At 50.5% G+C, this 19883-nt stretch carries 26 protein-coding genes, 1 tRNA gene and 1 pseudogene; 10 read left to right on the forward strand and 18 right to left on the reverse strand.

Features of this window, described 5'->3' with window-relative positions; all coding sequences use genetic code 11:
- Window positions 1-73 precede the first annotated feature (73 nt).
- The 8 genes from MOST_RS15360 to MOST_RS15385 form a co-directional block, all read right to left on the reverse strand.
- Window positions 74-868, reverse strand: a complete 795-nt coding sequence (locus MOST_RS15360; RefSeq protein ID WP_054936990.1) for a hypothetical protein — start codon at window positions 866-868, stop codon at window positions 74-76.
- A 32-nt stretch (window positions 869-900) separates the two neighbouring features.
- Entirely contained in the window at window positions 901-1356 is a 456-nt protein-coding gene (locus MOST_RS15365; protein ID WP_054936989.1) for a hypothetical protein, read from the reverse strand.
- A gap of 37 nt (window positions 1357-1393) precedes the next feature.
- The gene (locus MOST_RS15370) at window positions 1394-1648 is read right to left on the reverse strand and encodes a hypothetical protein (protein WP_054936988.1); all 255 of its coding nucleotides are present in this window, start codon (window positions 1646-1648) and stop codon (window positions 1394-1396) included.
- Between the two features lie 316 nt (window positions 1649-1964).
- The gene (locus MOST_RS17035; protein WP_129588704.1) at window positions 1965-2144 is read right to left on the reverse strand and encodes a hypothetical protein; all 180 of its coding nucleotides are present in this window, start codon (window positions 2142-2144) and stop codon (window positions 1965-1967) included.
- A gap of 26 nt (window positions 2145-2170) precedes the next feature.
- Window positions 2171-2470 carry a hypothetical protein gene (locus tag MOST_RS15375; RefSeq protein WP_054936987.1) on the reverse strand — a complete coding sequence of 100 codons (300 nt, stop codon included), beginning with the start codon at window positions 2468-2470 and terminating at the stop codon, window positions 2171-2173.
- 276 nt (window positions 2471-2746) lie between these two features.
- Window positions 2747-3007 carry a helix-turn-helix domain-containing protein gene (locus tag MOST_RS15380; RefSeq protein WP_054936986.1) on the reverse strand — a complete coding sequence of 87 codons (261 nt, stop codon included), beginning with the start codon at window positions 3005-3007 and terminating at the stop codon, window positions 2747-2749.
- A 145-nt stretch (window positions 3008-3152) separates the two neighbouring features.
- Complete coding sequence (locus MOST_RS17400; RefSeq protein ID WP_157049482.1) at window positions 3153-3302, reverse strand: hypothetical protein; 150 nt, start codon at window positions 3300-3302, stop codon at window positions 3153-3155.
- A 15-nt stretch (window positions 3303-3317) separates the two neighbouring features.
- Window positions 3318-3512 carry a helix-turn-helix domain-containing protein gene (locus MOST_RS15385; protein ID WP_054936985.1) on the reverse strand — a complete coding sequence of 65 codons (195 nt, stop codon included), beginning with the start codon at window positions 3510-3512 and terminating at the stop codon, window positions 3318-3320.
- 111 nt (window positions 3513-3623) lie between these two features.
- On the opposite strand from MOST_RS15385, the gene MOST_RS15390 reads away from it, so the two are divergent.
- Window positions 3624-3929: a helix-turn-helix domain-containing protein gene (locus MOST_RS15390; protein WP_054936984.1), complete on the forward strand. Its 306-nt coding sequence runs from the start codon at window positions 3624-3626 to the stop codon at window positions 3927-3929.
- A gap of 15 nt (window positions 3930-3944) precedes the next feature.
- Here the strand turns inward: MOST_RS15390 and MOST_RS15395 are convergent, their stop codons facing one another.
- Together MOST_RS15395 and MOST_RS15400 are read right to left on the reverse strand one after the other, a co-directional pair.
- Complete coding sequence (locus MOST_RS15395; protein ID WP_054936983.1) at window positions 3945-4751, reverse strand: ORF6N domain-containing protein; 807 nt, start codon at window positions 4749-4751, stop codon at window positions 3945-3947.
- Window positions 4752-4775: 24 nt separating this feature from the next.
- Window positions 4776-5021 (reverse strand): helix-turn-helix transcriptional regulator, encoded by a 246-nt coding sequence (locus MOST_RS15400; RefSeq protein WP_054936982.1) that lies wholly within the window; start codon window positions 5019-5021, stop codon window positions 4776-4778.
- Window positions 5022-5159: 138 nt separating this feature from the next.
- On the opposite strand from MOST_RS15400, the gene MOST_RS15405 reads away from it, so the two are divergent.
- The 4 genes from MOST_RS15405 (at window position 5160) to MOST_RS15420 (ending at window position 8308) form a co-directional block, all read left to right on the forward strand.
- Window positions 5160-5555: a helix-turn-helix domain-containing protein gene (locus MOST_RS15405; RefSeq protein ID WP_054936981.1), complete on the forward strand. Its 396-nt coding sequence runs from the start codon at window positions 5160-5162 to the stop codon at window positions 5553-5555.
- Between the two features lie 79 nt (window positions 5556-5634).
- On the forward strand, window positions 5635-6072 hold the full coding sequence (locus MOST_RS15410; RefSeq protein ID WP_054936980.1) for an ImmA/IrrE family metallo-endopeptidase: 438 nt from the start codon (window positions 5635-5637) through the stop codon (window positions 6070-6072).
- A 45-nt stretch (window positions 6073-6117) separates the two neighbouring features.
- Window positions 6118-6780 carry a hypothetical protein gene (locus tag MOST_RS15415; protein ID WP_054936979.1) on the forward strand — a complete coding sequence of 221 codons (663 nt, stop codon included), beginning with the start codon at window positions 6118-6120 and terminating at the stop codon, window positions 6778-6780.
- The gene (locus tag MOST_RS15420; protein ID WP_083476657.1) at window positions 6761-8308 is read left to right on the forward strand and encodes a recombinase family protein; all 1548 of its coding nucleotides are present in this window, start codon (window positions 6761-6763) and stop codon (window positions 8306-8308) included. The genes MOST_RS15415 and MOST_RS15420 overlap by 20 nt, the downstream gene beginning before the upstream one ends.
- Here MOST_RS15420 and MOST_RS15425 read toward each other — a convergent pair.
- From MOST_RS15425 to MOST_RS17520, 7 genes are all read right to left on the reverse strand, one after another.
- A tRNA-Val gene (locus MOST_RS15425) sits at window positions 8309-8383 on the reverse strand.
- A 147-nt stretch (window positions 8384-8530) separates the two neighbouring features.
- Window positions 8531-9433 (reverse strand): lipoyl synthase, encoded by a 903-nt coding sequence (gene lipA / locus MOST_RS15435; protein ID WP_054936977.1) that lies wholly within the window; start codon window positions 9431-9433, stop codon window positions 8531-8533.
- 206 nt (window positions 9434-9639) lie between these two features.
- Window positions 9640-11019 (reverse strand): dihydrolipoyl dehydrogenase, encoded by a 1380-nt coding sequence (lpdA, locus tag MOST_RS15440; RefSeq protein ID WP_054936976.1) that lies wholly within the window; start codon window positions 11017-11019, stop codon window positions 9640-9642.
- A 42-nt stretch (window positions 11020-11061) separates the two neighbouring features.
- Window positions 11062-12390, reverse strand: a complete 1329-nt coding sequence (glnA, locus tag MOST_RS15445; protein WP_054936975.1) for a type I glutamate--ammonia ligase — start codon at window positions 12388-12390, stop codon at window positions 11062-11064.
- 158 nt (window positions 12391-12548) lie between these two features.
- Window positions 12549-13430 (reverse strand): hypothetical protein, encoded by an 882-nt coding sequence (locus MOST_RS15450; protein ID WP_181950131.1) that lies wholly within the window; start codon window positions 13428-13430, stop codon window positions 12549-12551.
- Window positions 13393-14997, reverse strand: a complete 1605-nt coding sequence (locus MOST_RS15455; RefSeq protein ID WP_054936974.1) for a recombinase family protein — start codon at window positions 14995-14997, stop codon at window positions 13393-13395. Before MOST_RS15455 ends, MOST_RS15450 begins: the two co-directional genes overlap by 38 nt.
- Window positions 14994-15167, reverse strand: a complete 174-nt coding sequence (locus MOST_RS17520) for a hypothetical protein (protein WP_170067058.1) — start codon at window positions 15165-15167, stop codon at window positions 14994-14996. The genes MOST_RS15455 and MOST_RS17520 overlap by 4 nt, the downstream gene beginning before the upstream one ends.
- A gap of 382 nt (window positions 15168-15549) precedes the next feature.
- On the opposite strand from MOST_RS17520, the gene MOST_RS15460 reads away from it, so the two are divergent.
- From MOST_RS15460 to MOST_RS15480, 5 genes are all read left to right on the forward strand, one after another.
- Window positions 15550-15780, forward strand: a complete 231-nt coding sequence (locus MOST_RS15460; protein ID WP_422879894.1) for a hypothetical protein — start codon at window positions 15550-15552, stop codon at window positions 15778-15780.
- The gene (locus tag MOST_RS15465) at window positions 15777-16193 is read left to right on the forward strand and encodes a type II toxin-antitoxin system VapC family toxin (protein ID WP_054936973.1); all 417 of its coding nucleotides are present in this window, start codon (window positions 15777-15779) and stop codon (window positions 16191-16193) included. The genes MOST_RS15460 and MOST_RS15465 overlap by 4 nt, the downstream gene beginning before the upstream one ends.
- Before the next feature lie 107 nt (window positions 16194-16300).
- Window positions 16301-16990 carry an HI_0787 family protein gene (locus tag MOST_RS15470; RefSeq protein ID WP_054937046.1) on the forward strand — a complete coding sequence of 230 codons (690 nt, stop codon included), beginning with the start codon at window positions 16301-16303 and terminating at the stop codon, window positions 16988-16990.
- Window positions 16991-17482: 492 nt separating this feature from the next.
- Entirely contained in the window at window positions 17483-17674 is a 192-nt protein-coding gene (locus tag MOST_RS15475) for a hypothetical protein (RefSeq protein ID WP_054936972.1), read from the forward strand.
- A 722-nt stretch (window positions 17675-18396) separates the two neighbouring features.
- On the forward strand, window positions 18397-18627 hold the full coding sequence (locus MOST_RS15480) for a hypothetical protein (RefSeq protein ID WP_054936971.1): 231 nt from the start codon (window positions 18397-18399) through the stop codon (window positions 18625-18627).
- 998 nt (window positions 18628-19625) lie between these two features.
- Here the strand turns inward: MOST_RS15480 and MOST_RS17405 are convergent.
- A pseudogene (locus MOST_RS17405) lies at window positions 19626-19883 on the reverse strand (IS110 family RNA-guided transposase); the annotation flags it as partial.

Here is a 19883-nt window from a genome sequence, read left to right on the forward strand (position 1 = left end):
GTGTAATCTCCTTTTAGGAAAGATGCGGGGGAGAAAGTTCTCCCCCGCTGGTCTCAAGGAGGGAGAAGGTTGTTTAGAATGGCTCCGCGTCGTCGGTTCCAGTCGCGGCGGCCGGAGTGGAATAGCCCTGATATGCTTGATCAATATTTTCCTCAACCGTGTAATCGACAGCTTCAATCTTGACAGCCCTCATGATAGGCTTCAGTGTTTCCGCGTATTTCTTGATGGCGATCTTTTCTTCCGGCGGCAGGTCGGCAACCTTGCTGAAGACTGCTTTGCTGTATACAATGCCGCCAGCGTTTTTGTCCTTTTCTAAGGTGACTTTTGTCACACATCCATAGAACGGCGTCGGCTTCCTCCCTACCAGGCGCTTCATATAGTCGGTAAAAGCTCCCAGGGAAGTTGGCGGCAGGGCCAGCAGGATGGGGAAAGTCTCGCCTTCCCGCAGGATATATACCCGGCGGATATTTTTGCAGGCTTTCCCACGCCCAGGATTACCGGCCTCATCAACCGCAGAGCCCCATTGATTATAAGGGCATTTAGCGCACAGGCCGCCTGGATTGCCTTCGCCGTGTTCCCCGTCCAGGGCAGAGCAGTCGGGCGGGTTATTGCTGCCGGAATACTTGTTTGCCCAATAAGCGTTTACCGGGTAGTGGTCCAGGATTACGCCCACCAATTCCTTCGCAACCTCGCCGCCCGGAAGTTCAAAGGCTACGCCGCCCCCGGAAGGGATTTTGACGCGGTCGAATTGGATGGTCATCCCAGCCAGGTTTTCCTGCATAACCTCGATAACTTCCTGGGGACTTACCAGGACCGGCAAATTTATGGTTGGGTTTTCAATCTTGACAAGAGAGACATTAGTTGACATATTGCGATACCTCCTATTTGGATTTTATTGGGTTAAAACGGCTCCTTCGGGCTTTCTTCTTCTGCAACTCCCGAGGCCAGCAGGGCCAGTTCCCTGGCGGTCAGGTCAACAACGTAACGGTATGCCTTAAACTCGTCAATCAATTTTTCTAAGTCGAACTGGGCCTCGTTCAGCGCCCATTCTGCCTCCCGGCAGGCTTTTTCGGCCTCCTGGTAGGCCGGGTTCTGCTTTTTACGGTTGACCAGTTCTGCCGCCCTGGCCTCGGCGTTACTGAATTTCGGTTTGCCGTTGCCGTTCGTCTCAGCGGCAATCTCGGCCACCATTTCCGCCTCCAGGGCTTGCCGGGCCGCCTTTGCGTCCTCCAAGGTCTGCCGCTTCTCGGCGACGATGCTTTTCTGCCGGCGCAGCAGGGCCGGGTATTCGCGGAGTTTAGCTTTTAGGGTTTTGGTCTCCAGGTCAGCCAGGATGGTTTCTACCGTAGTTGACATTTAACTTGCCCCCTTTATCCTTTCACTAAGACACTCGCTAAGACACCTTCTTCATTTCCAGCTCGAACGACTCCATCAACCGGGGCTCTCCAATGTGTTCAATTTCCAGGTTCGTTTTAATTGGTTCAATCTGTATGACCACGTTTACCGGGATTTTTTCATAAAGCTCTATTTCTTTGTCTGTAGGCTGGAGAGCATCCTTAATGATTTCGCGGATGTCTTTACCATTGAGACTAATTTCGTACCGCCCTACAGCCATCATTGCGGTCCCCTTGATTTTAAAGGCCTTCATTGATATAATCCTCCTTGGAAGGTTTTTAACTTTGCCGGCCTATGTGCCGGTTTTTTGTTTAGCTAGTACCTTTCCCTCCACCATTCCTTTTTTGCAGCCTCCATTGCTTTTTCGCAGGATGGGCAAAGCCTTGATGGTTCCCAATCCGTGTTTTCCTCTCCAATCAGCAACCCGCAGTTCCAGCAGATATACATACCTCTACATTCCTCCTGCCTTTGCAATTTCCCTTAATCCTATGCATACCGCCTGAAAGCCCCAGATCACCAGCATTACCAATCCGAACCCGATTACGATCTCCATCCAGATTTCGTTAGTTTTAGCGCAAATAAGATGTTCCAGGGCTGCAGCCAGTCTGTCTGTCCAATCCCGCATCGGACTCGCTTCCTCCTTTTTCTTTAAGCCATCCCATAAACCCAGGCACCAACAGCCATGCCAATTTATCCAGGTCGATTTTTCCCTCCACAACGACCTCCATATTGTTTAGTTTGTCCGGCACTACCAACTCCCCCTATATTCAGGCGCCTAAGCTTGCATGATTACCTTAAATCTACTTGGCTTGTTGCGGTTAGCCTTAACCTGGTGATCAATATTAGCAACAAAAGTGCTAAGTGCATCGATCAGCCCGAAAATTACTGCCGGTACCTGGTACCCGCGAATCCCTTGTATGACCTCTTCTGAAAGCCTTGCTGCTTCTTCTCGCAAATCAGGATTTTGAAGTGTTTTCCTGGCCGCTGCAATAACAACAGGGTGATTGAGAATATGCTCCATTTCGTCCGGTGTCAGGCCAAGGGACATATCGATATCAAATGTTTGGGGTGCCATATTTTCTATAGCTCCTTTCTGTTTTTAATTAAAAATCAGCTGGCGTCATTCCACTTTTTGGGCTTGTTCAGCAATAGAGCATTGCTCGACAAAATTGCCTCCACCAACCTGATAATCCTTTCCGCTTTCTGCTTATCCCGCCTGTAAATCATAATGTCGCATATGTTCCCGGACCAAGCAGATGCCCTCTTCCGTGATCTTGATTGCCACACGTTGACATTCCCCCTCTCGTAGATAGATACACTCCTGGCAGTCACAATAGATGATTGTTTCCATTTAAGCCACCCTTCCCAATTCTCGTATTTGCATTTCCCTTGCGGCCTGTTGCACTGGACACCCGGCGCAATAGCTTGTCGCCAGCCCCTTGGACCGGTAATACCGTATCAGGTTAGCCATCACGTCTGGAGGAACTTTTATTTGCCCCAATTCATAGCGGCACATCATGGAAGGACTTATCCCGATGGCGTAAGCAACCTGCCACTGGTCTTTTCCTCTGCAGGCCCGCAGGCGCCGTAATGTTTCGCCTATGCCTTGCATTTGCGACATCGACCTCCTTTCCAATAATGGAATTAAATTGCAGATAGTGGCAATTTGCCTATTTAAAGATGTGATATTATGAGAATACCTTCCCTCCGGCGGCCTCCATATCTCCTGCCAGCGGGGCCGCCAAACTTACCTCACCTCAAATCAGCTTTACCTTAGCCACATCCTCAACCTTGATGCATTTCAGCTTCCCTTCTGCGGCACACTTCCTTATGAGACCGATAAGCAGGATACGGGCAAATTCCTGCCAGTTGGGTTCGGTTTGTTCTTCCAGCTTTTTGACCGGCATTGATGTTGCCCCCTTTCAGCTTGCCTTATCTTCGTCCAGGAGGTCGGCGACCGATACACCCAGGGCGGAGGCGAGTTTCTGGAGTATCCTATAAGTCGGGCTTTTTTGCCCGGTCTCAATGTAGTGGATGGAGGACTGCGCCACCCCAGCTCGCCGGGCAAGCTCCTGCTGGGAAAGGTTGCGTTGTTCGCGAAGTTCCTTAAGTTTCATTGCAATCACCTTTTCGATTACATCATAACAGTCTTTCGATTATCTGTCAATAACTTTTTTGATAGCCTTTATGGTAAAATCACTATAGTAATTACTGGTAGGGGTTTTTTAATGGACTTCGGAGCCAGGATAAAACAACTCCGGGAAACTGCTGGCCTAAGTCAAAACGAGCTGGCCCGGCGGGCCGGTATTGCTCAATCCAGCTTAAGCTACTTGGAAACCGGGGCCAAAAGCCCTAACGTAGAAACCCTACTGCATATTTGTAAAGCACTTGGCATAACGGTATCGGAGTTCCTGGGCGAAAATGAAGGTCAAAGTCTGCCTGCTGACCTCCGCCAGCTTCTCCGGGAAGCTGAAGGTCTGACGCCGGAACAGAGGAGGAAGCTGATAGAATTTATAAGAAGCATGAAGGAGTAATTTGTTGTTCATTCTCTACTCTTCCTCTTTCTCAGGTTTCATGGGCACCAGCCGCAGTTCAGCTTTGATCAACTCCAGAAGTTTCTGCCGTCCCTTCTCGTTATAAACAAAGTTCTTCACCTGCTTGTCGCTGCTGGCCGACTTATCGAGCACCCACATGCCGTATTCCGAGGTTTTCAGCCCGTATTTATTGGCCACCCGCCCCACCTTGTTGGCCGACACCCCGGCCTCCTCGGCGATTTCGGTGGCGGTGAAGGTAACATCGATTTGCGGTTTAGGCAGCAGCGGTTTGCCTACTACCAATTCGGTGGCCCCGGCGATTAGCAGCTGGATGGATTCGGGCGACAGTACATCCTTGAACTCCCTGGCCATCTGCCGCAGCAGGGCCTCCTGCCGGGTCCTGGCGTTGATCAGCATGGCTTCGGCCCGTTTGGCCTGCTCGGTTAACTCTTTAGCCATCCCTTTGGCCCGGAAGTAGACGTTTACCAGCTGGCGCTGCACCTGCCAGGCCAGGTCGTCGGTGAAGGATTTGACCAGCATCAGGTAGCCGGATTCGGTGAGGAGGATAACTTCAATGTTTGGATTTCCTTCTTTTGAGTTGAGTCCGAATTCCGGACGCAACTCCCGACGTGGAACTACAAAGAAATCCTCGCCTTCAATAAAATGTTTCCGATTATCGTTGAACCGTTTTCTGGCTGTCCCTTCGGGCCTCTGGTGTAGTTCGTCGATATCCCGAAATGTTACCACCCGTTGGCCATTAAACTCTTTAACAATAACTTCCCGTTGATGGCCGGCGACGGTAAGCTGGACTACTTGCCCCACTGTTGTACCTCCTTCTTTTAAGGTTTATCCTTCGGTCCCTGTTGGTTTAGGAAAGTCAAACTGCTTCATTCTGAAGCCATCGAGGTCACAAAAAATTTCTTCCGGGGCAACTTCAAAAATCGCTGCAATTCTTTTTGCTAAGCCATAAGTAGGATTTCTTAGTCCAGTCTCAATAAAACCATAAAAGCTTCTTGATATACCAAGCATTTTTGCTACATCTTGCTGTGTCATATTTCGTTCTCTTCTAAGAGCAGATAGCTTTTCTCTCATTTTTTGCACCTCCTTTAGCTACATTATGAAGCAGTTCTGGGTATATTATATAGCTACCATCTGAAGCTGTCAACTACTTTTTGAAGCAAAAATTTAAATACTACATTTCGTGGAGTATAATAAAGGAAGGTGATAAAAATGGCTTTTGCGGAACGGTTGACACGCTTAAGGGAAAGAAAAGGGTTGACGCAAGAAGACTTGGCAAAAAAATTAAATATCTCAAGATCAGCTTTATCGTTATGGGAAATTGGTAAAAGAGAACCTAATTTTGAAACCACCACCAAAATAGCCGACTTCTTCGGAGTAAGCGTAGACTACCTCCTTGGCCGCACCGACGACCCCCGTTCCCTAAAAGAAAAAGTCTTTGATCCAACCTATGAACCCACCGAGGTGGATTTGGAGGAACTCCTCCAAATAGCCAACATACGTTTTATGGGAGAAAAACTGGCAAAGCAGGACAAAGATAAATTGCTCCAGATAGCCAAGATTTTATGGGAAGAACGCAGGAAAATAAAACAAGAAGAAGGCGATTAAATTGGCCGTCTCCCTTAAAAGGGTAAGCGGCCAAATATAATTTACAGTTTTTTCGACATTGTTCGACTGGGGGTAAAGTATGCCATACAAGACCAAATATGAATTAGTCGCCGCCGATGTCGAGGAACTGTTGCAAAAATACGGGACACGGGACCCATTTAAATTAGCCGACTACTTAAACCTGAAAATAAGGCGCAGAAACCTGCCGGACGGCATAGCTGGCATGGTAGGAGAGTTATGGGGCAAAGTGATAATAATGCTGGATTTTTCGTTGCCGGAGGATGAGGCCCGTTACATAGTAGCCCACGAAATTTATCATCACCTGGACAAGCATCCTGATGTCGTATTGTCAAAGAAAGCTTTGTGGGGTGATTGGTTTGAGGTAAAGGCAGATTTATTCGCCGCCAGCCTGCTTATTTGCGAAAAGCCACGATGGAGTGAGACCGAAATTGAGTTTGCGGCAAGGACCCAGGTGCCGGTGCGCCTGGTCAGGTTGTGGTTTAGAAGGGCTGCTTAAGTAGTTATCTTGGTAAATACTGCTAAATAAAAGGAGGAAGTATAAATGAGCGAAGAACAAAAGCCGAAGAAAAAAGAAATGGGATGTGGGTGTTTAACTATAATTGCAGTTGTTATTTTACTAGGTATAGTTGGTTCCCTTTTCGGAGGTGGCGATAAGGAAACAAAAACTAGCCCCCCTGAACCCACTTCATCCCAAAAACAGGCTTCTATTGACTGGCCAACAGCAGAAATTACAGAGCAAAATATCAGATCCGCTTTATCAGGAGAAGCTCCGGCCAACCCAATATCAAAAGACCTTAAATTCCCGGAAAATATTACCCAAATATCTATAGAAAATCATGCGAAAGAAGGACAGAAAAGCATCTTGATTTATTATAAAGCGGATACCGCATGGGACGAGACGGATTTTGTTAAAAGAGTTGGCGGAACAGCAATTGTTGCTGCCAGCATTTTATTCCAAAATCCTAAAATTGAGCAATTAGGTATTTTTGCTCAAGCTGATATGACTGACCAATATGGCAAAACCAGCACAGAAGTTGTTACAAAAATTGTATTAACTCGTGATTTGGCCCAGAAGGTTGATTGGAAAGGGCTTGCGGAAAGGCATGTAACAGATCCAGGGAATATATACCGTATTGCCGATAATTACAATATCCATTTAGGAATACTTAACAAGGTAAAAACTGATGAAGTACGCTTACGTTAATGAAAATGAAATTAAATATTCAGGAGGCGCATCTATAAATCTAATGCCCGACCACAAACGCGCCTGCGCCTACATCCGCGTTTCCCGCGAAAAGGAAGACGGCGTTTCCCCGGAACAGCAGAAAGAAAAGGCCGAACTTCAGGCCAGGCTGATGGGGGCCGACCTGCTGCATATCTATGAGGACCTGGACATCTCCGGCCGGAGCGACAAGCGCCCGGCCTTCCGGCAAATGATTGAGGACGTAAAGGCCGGGAAATGGGACTGCGTACTCGTATACAAAGTGGACCGTTTTGCCCGGAATGTCAAGGACTTCCATCACTACATGGAAATCCTGGAGCAGTATAACTGCTCCCTAATCTCTATCAGCCAGAACTTTGATACCGACAGTCCGACCGGCCGGTTACTAAGAAATATCCTGGTGGACTTTGCCCAGTTCGAGTCAGAGATGATAAGTGAACGGGTGCGGGATAACAAAATAGCCAATGCAAAACGCGGCCGCTGGAACGGCGGCCACGCACCCTATGGCTATAAAGCTGTAGACAAGCAGCTGGTGATAGATGAAAAGGAAGCCGAAGCGGTAAGGCTGGCTTTCCGGCGGCGGGCCGAAGGTTATGGCGTCCTGGCCATCGCCAAGGAATTAAATATGCGCGGTTATAAACCTCGGCGGGGGTCCGCCTGGGGCAACTATTGGAGCGAGCATTCGGTTAAATATATGCTTGCCAATCGGATTTACATTGGCGAGCTCAATTATGCCGGCGAAACAATTAAAGACGCCGTCCCTGCTATTATTGACGAGGCCCTTTTCAACGCCGCGCAAAAGACGAAAGACATCCCCAACCGTACCCAGGCCAGTACCCACCTGCTGACCGGCTTGCTTTACTGCGCCCACTGCGGCCATTACAGCTTCCAAATCCAGTACCACGGACGCAGGCATGTCCGGCGGTATGTGTGCCAGACAAAAAGAAGGAAAAGTACCACGGCCTGCCCGTCGAAAATCCTGGATGCGGACAGCCTGGAAGAACGTATTGCTCAGGAGCTTTTCCTGCTGGCGAATGAAAGCCGCTTGATAGAATATGCCTACAGGGATTTAAAAGAATCCTACCAGGAACGGGTAAAGAATATGTCTGCCGAAAGGCCGAAGCTGCTGGAGGAACTGGAACGGGTACAGAGGCTTATGCGGGAACTATTTTCCGATTACTATGACCACCGCATAATTACGCGGGAACAGTTTACGGCGAAAAACCAGGAATACCTAGCCCAGGAAGCGGCGCTTAAATCCAGGCTGGAAGATATTTCCCATGTAGAAGCCCAGAATGCTACTCTCGATGAAGACATTAGAATTTTGAAGGAAGAATTGTCCCATCTTGCCGCCGGCTGGACGCACTTGGCCCCCGTAGAACGCCGCCAGGCATTAAGGAATGTGGTAAAGCGGGTTACTGTTTATGAAGATTATATCGAAATCGATTTATTCCACCTGAAACAAAAAGTGGTCCCCGCTACTATAACGAGGACCACCATGACTTTCTGATGGTGGGCGCAGCAAGGATTGAACTTGCGACCCCTTCCGCGTCAAGGAAGTGCTCTCCCACTGAGCTATGCGCCCGAAAAGATGGTATATAGGGTGTGTATCCGGTGGATTGAACCTGCGACCCCCTCCGCGTCAAGGAGGTGCTCTCCCACTGAGCTACGAACCCTTTTGTTTTTATCTTCCCAGTGACGTAATATATTATGCCCGAAAAAGGCCAGCATGTCAAGAGCAGGAGGGCTTCACCCCGGCCACTTTCTCACTAAACTCGGCAGCATGGTAAGAACTGCGAACAAAAGGGGCAGAGGCCACATAGAGGAAGCCCATTTCCCGGCCTTTTTCAGCGTACCAGGCAAAGGTTTCCGGGGTTACAAATTCCTTAATCTCCAGGTGCCCGGCTGAAGGCCGCAGGTACTGGCCGATAGTCAGGATATCGCAGTCTACCGACCGGAGATCGGTCATTACCTGTAAAACTTCGTCTATGGTTTCTCCCAGGCCTACCATCAGGCCGGACTTGGTATAGATGGCCGGGTCAAGCTCCTTCATTTTTTTAAGAACCTGGAGGCTGCGCCGGTAGTCAGCTTGAGGCCGCACCGTGAGATAGAGCCGCGGTACCGTCTCTACGTTGTGGTTAAAAATATCCGGCTTCGCCCTGGCCACGGTGGCCAGGGCCTCCTTGTCGCCGCGAAAATCTGGCGTCAGGACCTCAATATAGGCCTGCGGCAGGGCGGCTCGCAGGGCATTGATGGTGGCGGCAAAATGGCCGGCGCCGCCGTCGGGCAGGTCGTCCCGGGTTACCGATGTTACAACCACATGCTTTAAACCCAGGCGCCGCGCCGCTTCGGCCACACGCTCGGGTTCATCCTGGTCCACTGTTTCCGGCCGGCCGTGCTCTACGGCGCAAAAGCGGCAGTTGCGGGTACAGATATTGCCCAGGATCATAAAGGTCGCTGTACGCCTGGCAAAACATTCACCCTGGTTGGGGCAGAGGGCGCTCTGGCAAACGGTGTTGAGATGCAGGCCGGCAAGGAGCCGCCGGGTGGCTTCTATATCCCCGGAAGAGGGTATACGCTTGTGCAACCATGAGGGCAGGCGCTTGTGCCTCGCTACCACCGATGACGTAGCCATTTTCCTACCCCTTTGCTTTCGCTAGTTTATAGATACCCCGCGATGCAGATAGGGTCCTGGCCCCCTTGATGAACTCCCTGGAAAAAGACTTCTCCCTAAAGTGGTGCTTCCTGGTAGAAGGATTCGACTTCAAGTACAGCATAGATTTTCATAGTTTCAGGGAGAGGGTGCAGCGCCCATAAGGAACTCCTTAGGAAACCTCGCTTTTACGAATGGATACTCATCCCATGCACAGCCTCGGCGGCTTCCATAACGGCTTCGGCCAGGGTGGGATGGGCATGGATGGTGGCTGCCAGTTCGGTGGCCGTAATCCCCCGGTTCACAGCCAGGGTGCCCTCGGCAATGAGTTCCGTGGCATGGGGTCCCATGATAAAGACGCCTACGACCCGGTCGCTTTCTGCCTCGGCAATTATCTTGACCATGCCTTCTGTTTCCCCGCTGCAGAGGGCCTTGCCGCTGGCCAGGAAGGGGAATTTACCGACCTTTACCTTTAGCCCCCGTTCTTCGGCTGCTTCTCTGGTCAGGCCGACACCGGCAATCTCCGGCAGGGTATAGATGCAGCTGGGCACGGCGTCGTAGTTGACTTTCGTGGGACGGCCCATGATAGTCTCCACTGCCGCCAGGCCCTGGGCCGAGGCGACATGGGCTAGTTGAATTTTGTTGGTGACGTCGCCGATGGCGTAGATGCCCGGTACGCTGGTGCGCATATATTCATCGACGATTATTTCACCTTTTGGTCCCAGGGCTATCCCGGCTTCTTCCAGGCCTAAGTCCCGGGTATTGAACTGGCGACCGATGGAGATCAACACCTTGTCAGCAGTTACTGTCTGACCGTCAGCCAATGTGGCCTTTACCCGGCCGTCTTCTTCCCGAACTGAAATAATCTGGGCCTTCGTCTTTATCTCTACCCCGGCCTTTTTCAGGATCATGCTGAAGCGCTTGGAAATCTCACTATCAATCATGGGGAGGATGGTAGGCATCATTTCCACAATGGTGACCTTGCTCCCCAGGGTGGCAAAAAGGGTGGCAAATTCGCAGCCAATGACCCCTCCGCCGATAATGAGAAGTTCTGCCGGCACTTCCGTCCAGGCCAGGGCCTCGGTGCTGGTAACGACGCTGCTGCCGTTATAGCCCAGGGCGGCAATCAGGGCCGGCTCCGATCCGGTGGCCAGGATAATGTTTTCGGCCTCGATATTTTCTACCGTCCCTTCGGCGGTGGCCACTTCTACCCGGCCGGGGCCTTTGAGAAAGCCTCGCCCTTTTATATGGTCAACTTTATTTTTCTTAAATAAGTAGGCAATACCCTGGGTCAACTGCTTGACCACGGCGTCTTTGCGCGCCGCCAGGCGGGCATAGTCCACCCGGTAATCCTTAACGTCAATACCAAAGGCCGCCGCTCCCTGGATACCCTTCACCAGGGCTGCCCCGGCCAGCAACGCCTTGGTGGGGATGCAGCCGCGATTGAGACAGGTGCCGCCTAAAGCGTCCTGTTCGATTACTACCACCCTGGCCCCCAGCTGGGCCGCCCGGATGGCCGCCACATAGCCGCCGGGCCCGCCGCCGATGATGGCTATCTGGTAACTCATTCTGTACTTCCTCCCTGTTCTGATGCGTTTGCGTTTCCTAAACTAAAACTTGGTCAGGTACTGGTCTATTTCCCACTGATGCACCCGGGTGCGGTATTCCTCGCACTCGATACGTTTGGCTTCCAGGAAGCGCTGGTAGATATGGGGACCCAGAGCTTCCTGGATTACCGCGTCCTTTTCCAGTTCGTCCAGGGCTTCATCCAGTGTGCCCGGGAGGAGTGCAATGCCCCGCTGCTTCAGGGTATCCTTGTCCATATCATAGATATTTTCGTTAACCGGTGCCGGGGGCTCAATCCGGTTTTTAATGCCGTCCAGGCCGGCCTTCAGCATGACAGCAATGGCCAGGTAGGGATTGGCAGAGGGATCTGGGTGGCGTACCTCCAGCCGCGTGGAGAGGCCCCGTTTGGCCGGGATGCGGATTAAGGGACTGCGGTTTTGGGGTGACCAGGCAATATAGACCGGCGCCTCGTACCCTGATACCAGGCGTTTATAAGAGTTAACCGTGGGGTTAGTTATGGCCGTCATACCCCGGGCATGGGCCATCAGACCGCCGATAAAGTAATAGGCAATTTCACTTAACTGGAGCTTGTCTTCCTGGTCATAAAAGGCATTTTTCCCATCGCGGAAAAGGGAGATGTTGCAGTGCATGCCCGAACCGGCTATACCATAAATGGGCTTGGGCATAAAGGTGGCATGGAGGCCGTGGCGCTGGGCAATGGTCCGCACCACGAACTTGAAGGTGGCGATATTGTCGGCCGTCCGCAGGGCGTCGGCATACTTAAAGTCGATTTCATGCTGGCCCGGGGCCACTTCATGGTGGGAAGCCTCGATTTCAAAGCCCATCTGCTGCAGGGTCAGGACCATATCTCGCCGGGCGTCTTCACCAAGGTCAACCGGTGTCAGGTCAAAGTAACCGGCCCGGTCGTGGGTCTCCAGGGTTGGCCGACCGCTGGCGTCGGTATGGAAAAGGAAAAATTCTGCTTCCGGTCCAACGTTCATGGTAAAGCCCAGGGCTTCCGCTTCGGCGATAACCCGTTTCAGGGTTCCCCGCGGGCAGCCGATAAAGGGTGTGCCGTCAGCATTGTAAACATCGCAGATGAGCCGTGCCACAGCGTCGCCGTTGGGCCGCCAGGGAAAGATGGTAAAGGTGGAGGGATCCGGTCGTAAGTACATGTCTGATTCTTCAATGCGGACAAAACCTTCAATGGATGAGCCATCAAACATGAGTTCATTGTTGAGGGCCTTGGGCAGCTGCTCGACTGTAATGGCTACATTTTTTAAAACCCCAAAGATATCAGTAAACTGCAGGCGTATAAACTTGACTCCCAGATCAGTAGCCTGTTGTAAAATTAACTCCCGGCCACCGGCCATAAACTAGCTTCCCCTCTCTATAATGATGAAAGCGCCCCGGTAAAAGGACGCTCTTTACTTATTCAGATTGATTATAACATCCGCCCAGGCAGGATTCAACAATTTTTTCAGGGTTCCAGTTTTATATTTGGAAGCGGCCACCAAACCCTACTACCCGACTATACCTGACCCAGGATTTCGGCTGCATAACCCAGGATGCGCTGGAGGATTTCTTCCCGTTTGGCATTAATGGCTGCAAAATTCATGGCCGGGATGTAATAACTTTCCATATGGTCATGGGTAAGTTTCGCCTCACGGATATGGGCAATGGCCCGGTCCAGGGCCGCCTGGTAACGGACAATGGCGCTGGCAATTTCATTGCCATAAAGGCTTAAATGCTCCCGGTCGATAAACCGGTTTAAATCTACGGCCATAGCCACCTGGAGCCCCGGAATGGCCTGGACATCAATATCATGGGGCGGCTGCCAGTTCATCACCGCCACCTGGATTTCCGGGATAATGACCATATCAATGTTATTGGGGTCAAAGGGGCAGTGGTAAACTTCGGTATCAAGGCCCTTCTCGTGGGCCAGTCGTGCCACAGCGGCCAGGATCCCCGGGACGCCGGTACCCGGGTCCCCGGCAATGGTAAAAAGCCGCCGGATGTCCTGGAGCAGGGTTTCCACGTTACCGGTGACCAGCCCCTGGGGCGTCAGGGCAGTGGCAAAGAGATGGCGTTCCCTGGCTGGCCGGTTATAACGGGGCCGCACCCCGGCAAAAATAGCTTCGAGGAGCTCCGCCTTGGCCTGGTAGACCCGGGGTAAGAGCATGCTCTCGGCTACATAGCTCTCCCACTCATCCCTGATCACCCTGGCCTCCTTTAAAGCGCTATAGGCAATGCGGTACAGACGGCTGATGCGGGCGTTATCCTGGAGAACCTGCTCCTTGCTGGCCCGCATCTTATCCTCGTCCCAGTAGTCGCCCAGGTGGATGATTTCATCCACCGCACCCGGGTTCTTGGGGTCAACGATGTGTAGTGTCGTGTCTACCGTAGAAACCATTGCCCGCAGCAGCAGTTTCGAGAATGGCTACGTTTTCGGGTATAGTGTCGGGAATTTTGGCTTTAATGTCAATGCGTTTCCCGGTAACAGTAATCTCTTCAATCAAGAGATTAACCAGGCGCTTTTTTTCTTCAAGAGAAAGAGCCTCAAGAGCATCTCCGACCTGGGCGGCAAGCTCTTCTAACCGTTCCAATTCCTGCGCCGCCAGGTCGTGCCGGGAAAGTTCCTTTAAAATTTGCTCCCGGCGGCGCGAGAGGTACTCCCAGCGCTCCTTTATTTCCTTAAGCCGCTGTTCCATTTCAACTTCCGGGATCAAATCTTTTTGGAACATGGTCGCTACCCGTGACCGTTCTTTGGAGGCTTGAACCAATTCTTTTTCGATGGTGGCAAGCTCGATTTCCAAAGCTTTGCCGGTCTCGTCAGGGAAAGCGGCCTGCAGCTCCGCGCGAAGCCTTTCCGGATTTGTCAGCCAACCTGAGACTCTTTCCCAAACGATCTCTTCTAATTCCGGAGCATTAAGATATTGGGATTTACAGCGTTCCCGACCCGGTATGCCTGGCGATTTCGCAGTGCAGACGTAATAAGCCCTCTTATTTCCTTTTGACGTAACAAGATTCCCGTGTATAGTCGCGCCGCATTTTCCGCAGCGCATAAGGCCCGAAAGAAGATAAGGGTAAGCGCTGTAGCTGCGCCAGCGCCTTCGGGAATTCTCAAAACGCTTTTGGGCTGCCTCCCAGGTTTGTTTATCAATAATGGTGGGGACAGAAATAGGGACCCACTCTTCGCGGGGTCTTTCTTTTCGGCTTACCCTTTCTTCAGGCGGCTTATATTTATTGAACTTGACGTCCTTAGTATCATAGCGGCGGATATACAGGATACCGGCATAGGCGCTATTGGCCAAAATACGTTTGACCGTTTGTTTGGTCCATTGTTTGCCTTTGGGACTGGGGATGCCCATGGCATTTAATCGCCGCGCTATTTCATACGGGCTGACGTCTTCCTCGGAAACGAACCATTGATACATAAGCCTGATGATTTTAGCCTCTTCTTCGATAATATGGAGGGTATCTGTTTCTTTATCAAATTCATAGCCGTAAAGTCCAGGGCTGTGAGTAAGTTTCCCCGCTTTTGCCTTGGCTCTCTTACCAATTAAGGAACGGAGCCTGGTCCTGGCCCGTTCGTATTCGTCAACGGCGCTAAGTACGGTTAAATGGAAACGGTCTTCAGGGGTGTCGGTAAACTTGGAGTTGACAAAAATCAGCTCCGTTCCCGCTTTTTTAATCTCATCGATCAGGAGAAGCTGGTGGGCCACACTACGCGACAAACGGCTGGTGTCTAAACAAATAAACCAGCGGATGCCGCCGGCCTTAAGCTTTTCCAGCGCCGCCACCAGGGCGGGGCGCTCTAAGATTGAGCCCGAAACCCCTTCGTCTACAAATTCTGTTATTTCAGTTGCGCCTAATTCCTGAGCCTTGGCCCTGCATTCCTCCCGCTGCGCCGCAATGGAATAGCCGCGTTCGGCCTGTTCCTCAGTGGACACTCGTAAATATATCAGTGCAGCGGTCACGTTCCCTGCCCCTCCTTCAGCTTGACTTTACTTTGACGCACTTCAGGGAATTTCCTGCTCTGTTCAGGAAGGCGGAACAGAAGAAAGCGAATCGCTTCCCGGTAGGCTTGTTCGCGTTCATCCTGGGAGCCGGTGCGGGTTATGATCACCTCAAATTCCCGCTTGGCCATGGCTCCCACCTCCTATTAAGGCCCGGTGGCCGGGCAAAAACCCTTCCACCTCTAAGCCTACCGGTACCTCGAAGCAGATTCCAATTATCAAGCAAATAACTGCACTTTTTTCATTAATTCAGTTTATGCCGGGGGTCTCTATGGACGACCCGGGGAGAAATAATTACCATTTCTAAGAAAACGAAGGAAGCGCGAGCAATGGTTGAGATCAGGGCGTTCTTTGTGGTATAATCTTACAAAAGGCACTGTTCCTACCGGAGAGGAGCAAAATCCCGTGCAAGGCCGATATTGCGAATAATGAAGATGACCGTTCAAGAACAACTGTCAATAGATACTATTTCAAAGGAATGGCTCAAGGGACTGGCCTGTCTCTATACTGGAGGTGAAGCTGTTGCTAACCCCTGAAGTGAATGCGGACGAACTGAATTTGCCGGCAGAGGTAGCGCGAAAACTGAAAGGTAAGCGAGTAACCATCGTGGAGGTGCGCGAGGGATTTCTTCTAAAACCTGTGGAAGATCCAATTCGTGAGGCACGGGGGATTTTGAAGGGAAAGGGCTTTAACGTAGAGAAATACCTGCAGTCCAAGCAATTGGAAAAGGATCTGGAAACATGAGCGATTATTATGTGCTTGATGCCTGTGCCCTCATCGCCTTTCTGAACGACGAAGCTGGTGCGGATGTTGTGGAAGAACTGCTGCGAAAATCTAATCATCAGGAGCCCAATTTGTTCCTGCACCGGCTAAACCTGCTGGAGGTTTACTACGGTATCTATCGCGAAGTAGGCCCGGAGATAAGTGAACAGACATTGGAAAAAATACGGGCACTACCTGTTACCGAAGTCACTGAGATTACCCAGGAGGTTTTTCTGGAGGCCGGCAGGTTGAAGGCGACTTACAGGTTGTCTTTAGCGGACTCAATAGCAGCCGCGGAAGCAAAAGTCCGCGGTGCTAGCCTTGTAACTGCGGATCACCATGAGTTCGACCTCATTGCTACCAGGGAAGATATCGCGTTCCGCTGGATAAGGTGATTCCTTTCCCCGAATAGCCTCTGTTCCAACACTCTTCACTGTTCAGGTGAGGGGCTTTTTTTATTGCCCAAAAACTAAGATCATATCAGGAGGAGATGAAGTGAGTGATGACTAAAAAACCGGCCGTTCCTCTTGAACGCCGGCAGATGGAAGCTGCCCTGCAATTATACCAGAAATGCAAGGGGTGGCAGGCGACGGATGAAGCGCTGGATTCCCTTGCCCGGTCTTTTCCGGACTTCGATTTCAAATCGATCTTGCTCAAAGCGGCAGCCGTCAACGTCCTCTACGGAACCCAGGTTTACGCCGTAGTAGAGGTGGCCGAACACTTATGCAGCGTCTTGGGAAATACCACGTTACCGGCTACTTCCGCCCTCGTAGAGGAGCTGGCAAAAGTGAAATTTGTCAAGGGGTCAAAGCACATAACATGGACGTTCCGGAGTTTTGCATCCAAATTCGCCCACTTTTTTATTGATCCGAATCAATTCCCGATTTACGACTCGTATGCGGTTAAGATGCTCACATACCATTTGAATGGGAAGGGCAGGGAAGGGCTCTCGTATGAGCAGTTTGCGGCGGGCTTTTCAGCGTTGAAGGATGCCCTGGATTTTCCCGTGACCACTCGGGAACTCGACCGGTACCTGTGGTTGGCAGGCCAATTGAGGGCATGGAAGGGCTTATTGCCCTGGAGAAGACCTTATCCTGGAATTAATTCCGAATTGCAGCGTCTCTTCGAATCCCCCGCGCGGGAAGTCCAGGAGCTTACGAGAGCTGTCCTTGGAAGGGGTGAAAATCCGTGAGCAATACTGGACATGAAGGCCGCACTTTTCGCAGCACCGCCTCATTCGGCAAACGGCAGGAATACGCGGGACGTAAGGGCAGGCGGCACGGTGGCGCCCCGCCCGAAGTTTGACCGGCATAGAAATAATTTCAGCCTATTGGAGTAGCATACAAAAAATTTTAGGTATCATTTGCCCGTATTAAAAGGAAAAAAATAAAAGAATAACACCGGACCTTAGAAATTATTTTCTATGGGTTCCCCTTAGGGAGATTTTTTATTTCCTCATTATTTTCTAAGCTAGATTGATTAAACAAAAGCTATAGCGACTTATTCTATCAAACCGAAGAACTGGCGCTGATTTTGGCCGATATTCGGCAAATTTTTAAAACGAATCACATCAGAACTCAGGCATATCGCACGGCGCTGCGGCTTGACACGAGGTATCTCTTGTTGTTATCCAATCTTGTCCATAACTTATCCATAGTTATAATTTAAAGAGAGGTGATCTTTCATGGAAGCAATTAAGAAAACGCTGGCATTATGCAAAAATCTCAAAGACAGGTTTGTCAATCTTGAAGAGCAGCTCCATGCAATCCCTTTGCACCCGGTTCGCTGGCTGGCCATCCAGAAGACGCTCAACGAAATCGACGGACAGCTGAGCAGCGTAGAAGAAACCATAAGAAGAGGTTCAAGGCAGTCCTGATAAAGAAGAGCTTTCATAAACAACCATGTGTCACAGGAAGCGCAGGATCCCCTGGCGGCACAAGGAATAGGGATGTGTCACACCGAACCTCGCAAAAGAGGGCTGATGTATCACAAAAGCGTCGAAAAACCTTGAGAGACAAGGGCTCAAGCTGTGTCACATAATGTATGACAGCACGGACCTTTGAATCAAGGGATAAACTATCTAAGCAGTTGGAAGCGCTGGTAACCCAAGGCACTCCCGAGGAATGTTGTACGCCGCTGAATTGCATGAAAAGATTTCCGTTATCTTTTCCAGGACCGATCCGACCTCAAAAACGGGACGCCTCAGGAAAGAAAATAACAACCTGACAGAAATTATTTTCTGGGGCACCTTTTAGCGAATCATTTGCTTTTCCCATTATTTTCTAAGAAATACTGAGCAAGTCTAAGCTATAATAACTTATTCTATCAAACCTTAGAACTGGCGCTCGTAAATCAGAAATATTGTTGAATATAGGCAGTGGGATTGTTGTATCTTGGAAGCGACAGAAGGCTTTCCAAAGGCAGGGGTAACCTCATGCTGAGTTAGTGGCATGATGACTTTGACTAGGTTTTTTATCAGCATATTGAGATGTTTCTATTGTTTCCACGGTTTGGGCGGCGTCGGCACTCGCGCCGCTCGTGTGACTGGCCGGCTTTTCTGTCATTAGCCTGATACTTACCTTGCGGAGGAAAACAAATATGACTCAACACAAATTCACGAATTGGGTTGAAGTCGATGTCCGGACCGGTAAACCTTTACCTAACCATCGCCAGCTAATAGGTAAAACTTATTTTGACAGGGATGGCGGCATTATAGAGGTCGTTGATATTTGCTGCCTTTTTCCTTCAACTCACGTTGTTGTCGAGCGAAAAGCTACCAAAGAACGCTGGAGCGTTGCTGCTGAAAGCATAATAGAATTAGTTGATTAACACCTTTTCGTGCCGCTATTAGCTTGGGGCGGCGTAATTTTGTTTCAAGATATTCTTTTACTTTGAGGTTACCCCTCGCCCCGCAGCAACCATTCTCGAGCGGCGTGAAGTTGTTCTCGGATTATCCTTGTAATCGCGCCGCTCAAAAGAGCGTCGATGACGCAGGGGGGAAGGTTTCGTAAGGCCGTGGTTGCTTCTATCACGCCGCTGCCTGGCAATTTCAAAAGCATGCTTTGTTTCCATATCGCCATGTTTATTTGCTGACATATCACCTTGGGGACACCGTATTTCGACGTTTCCCTGTTAGCATTATGACATGGATCTATATCACCCTTGTGGATTGGCCATGCGGTGACATGGTGGTAATGGTTCTTTGTCAACACCTTGACCGGTTCCTCGTTGTCAAGTTGATGACGACTTATCTCCTGATATGGAAGGGCCTTGTCAAGCCCCTCCGAAATTTTTTTGCGAAACCTGTTTTAGAGACAGAAATATCCACCCACTGCTTAAGGCAGCAATCAAAGTTGGACGTCTACGGATTTTAACTCTTTCCGCCGGCTCTGGCAGCCCAATCCTGGGCGGGGAGCAAGCCTGTCAAGGGCCGCGTAGCGGGCCGTAAGGCTTTACCCTTGACTGGCGCAGCGACCCGCCCTATAATGCAAAAGCTGCCGGGCGGATTGCGCTTTATTTTTCTTGTTTTGTTATCCCACCCCTCATCCAGGGTGCAGGGGGCAATAGGTGGGTTGGGCTTAATCGACGGTTGCTCAACCTGATATGCGTGGATTGGCTACCACAAGACGTTTATGCGTCGGGAACTGCCCCGGTCTATAATCGTGCATCAGGTCAAAATACGCCTGGCACATAGGAGGTGCCGGGGGTTCTCCTTACCGCTGCCGAACGCCACCTACTGGCTCCTACACCCTGCTTGTGATAATTGGTATTGGCAATAACTTGCAACTGGCTGGGTCTGGACACTAGTGAAGTTATGGGTTAATGCTTTAAGCAATCTTGGCGAGTTTTTCTTCCTGCTTTACTTCCTGGGCTATCGCCCACATAAAGCCTAGTAATTCCCGGGCTACCGCTACTACTGCTACTTGCTTAATTTTGCCCCTTCCTGTTAAGCGGCGGAACTTTAAATTAAGCCGGTGTTGTGCCTGCCAGGAGATGGCCTTGATCTTCTCTGGTTGTCCTTCTTGGCGTTTCTTGAGCCCATAACCTATTGCCGGTAGTCGCCGGTAATGCCAGGCGGCTTCGAC

This window comes from Neomoorella stamsii (assembly GCF_002995805.1).
Classification (GTDB): domain Bacteria; phylum Bacillota; class DSM-521; order Neomoorellales; family Neomoorellaceae; genus Neomoorella; species Neomoorella stamsii.

What these genes read in the sequence shown, in the direction of transcription:
- MOST_RS15360 (WP_054936990.1), bottom strand. Translation starts at nt 868, where the DNA reads ATGTCAACTAATGTCTCTCTTGTCAAGATTGAAAACCCAACCATAAAT.
- MOST_RS15365 (WP_054936989.1), bottom strand. Translation starts at nt 1,356, where the DNA reads ATGTCAACTACGGTAGAAACCATCCTGGCTGACCTGGAGACCAAAACC.
- MOST_RS15370 (WP_054936988.1), bottom strand. Translation starts at nt 1,648, where the DNA reads ATGAAGGCCTTTAAAATCAAGGGGACCGCAATGATGGCTGTAGGGCGG.
- MOST_RS15375 (WP_054936987.1), bottom strand. Translation starts at nt 2,470, where the DNA reads ATGGCACCCCAAACATTTGATATCGATATGTCCCTTGGCCTGACACCG.
- MOST_RS15380 (WP_054936986.1), bottom strand. Translation starts at nt 3,007, where the DNA reads ATGCAAGGCATAGGCGAAACATTACGGCGCCTGCGGGCCTGCAGAGGA.
- MOST_RS17400 (WP_157049482.1), bottom strand. Translation starts at nt 3,302, where the DNA reads ATGCCGGTCAAAAAGCTGGAAGAACAAACCGAACCCAACTGGCAGGAA.
- MOST_RS15385 (WP_054936985.1), bottom strand. Translation starts at nt 3,512, where the DNA reads ATGAAACTTAAGGAACTTCGCGAACAACGCAACCTTTCCCAGCAGGAG.
- MOST_RS15390 (WP_054936984.1), top strand. Translation starts at nt 3,624, where the DNA reads ATGGACTTCGGAGCCAGGATAAAACAACTCCGGGAAACTGCTGGCCTA.
- MOST_RS15400 (WP_054936982.1), bottom strand. Translation starts at nt 5,021, where the DNA reads ATGAGAGAAAAGCTATCTGCTCTTAGAAGAGAACGAAATATGACACAG.
- MOST_RS15405 (WP_054936981.1), top strand. Translation starts at nt 5,160, where the DNA reads ATGGCTTTTGCGGAACGGTTGACACGCTTAAGGGAAAGAAAAGGGTTG.
- MOST_RS15410 (WP_054936980.1), top strand. Translation starts at nt 5,635, where the DNA reads ATGCCATACAAGACCAAATATGAATTAGTCGCCGCCGATGTCGAGGAA.
- MOST_RS15415 (WP_054936979.1), top strand. Translation starts at nt 6,118, where the DNA reads ATGAGCGAAGAACAAAAGCCGAAGAAAAAAGAAATGGGATGTGGGTGT.
- MOST_RS15420 (WP_083476657.1), top strand. Translation starts at nt 6,761, where the DNA reads ATGAAGTACGCTTACGTTAATGAAAATGAAATTAAATATTCAGGAGGC.
- lipA (WP_054936977.1), bottom strand. Translation starts at nt 9,433, where the DNA reads ATGGCTACGTCATCGGTGGTAGCGAGGCACAAGCGCCTGCCCTCATGG.
- lpdA (WP_054936976.1), bottom strand. Translation starts at nt 11,019, where the DNA reads ATGAGTTACCAGATAGCCATCATCGGCGGCGGGCCCGGCGGCTATGTG.
- glnA (WP_054936975.1), bottom strand. Translation starts at nt 12,390, where the DNA reads ATGGCCGGTGGCCGGGAGTTAATTTTACAACAGGCTACTGATCTGGGA.
- MOST_RS15450 (WP_181950131.1), bottom strand. Translation starts at nt 13,430, where the DNA reads ATGGTTTCTACGGTAGACACGACACTACACATCGTTGACCCCAAGAAC.
- MOST_RS17520 (WP_170067058.1), bottom strand. Translation starts at nt 15,167, where the DNA reads ATGGCCAAGCGGGAATTTGAGGTGATCATAACCCGCACCGGCTCCCAG.
- MOST_RS15465 (WP_054936973.1), top strand. Translation starts at nt 15,777, where the DNA reads ATGAGCGATTATTATGTGCTTGATGCCTGTGCCCTCATCGCCTTTCTG.
- MOST_RS15470 (WP_054937046.1), top strand. Translation starts at nt 16,301, where the DNA reads ATGACTAAAAAACCGGCCGTTCCTCTTGAACGCCGGCAGATGGAAGCT.
- MOST_RS15475 (WP_054936972.1), top strand. Translation starts at nt 17,483, where the DNA reads ATGGAAGCAATTAAGAAAACGCTGGCATTATGCAAAAATCTCAAAGAC.
- MOST_RS15480 (WP_054936971.1), top strand. Translation starts at nt 18,397, where the DNA reads ATGACTCAACACAAATTCACGAATTGGGTTGAAGTCGATGTCCGGACC.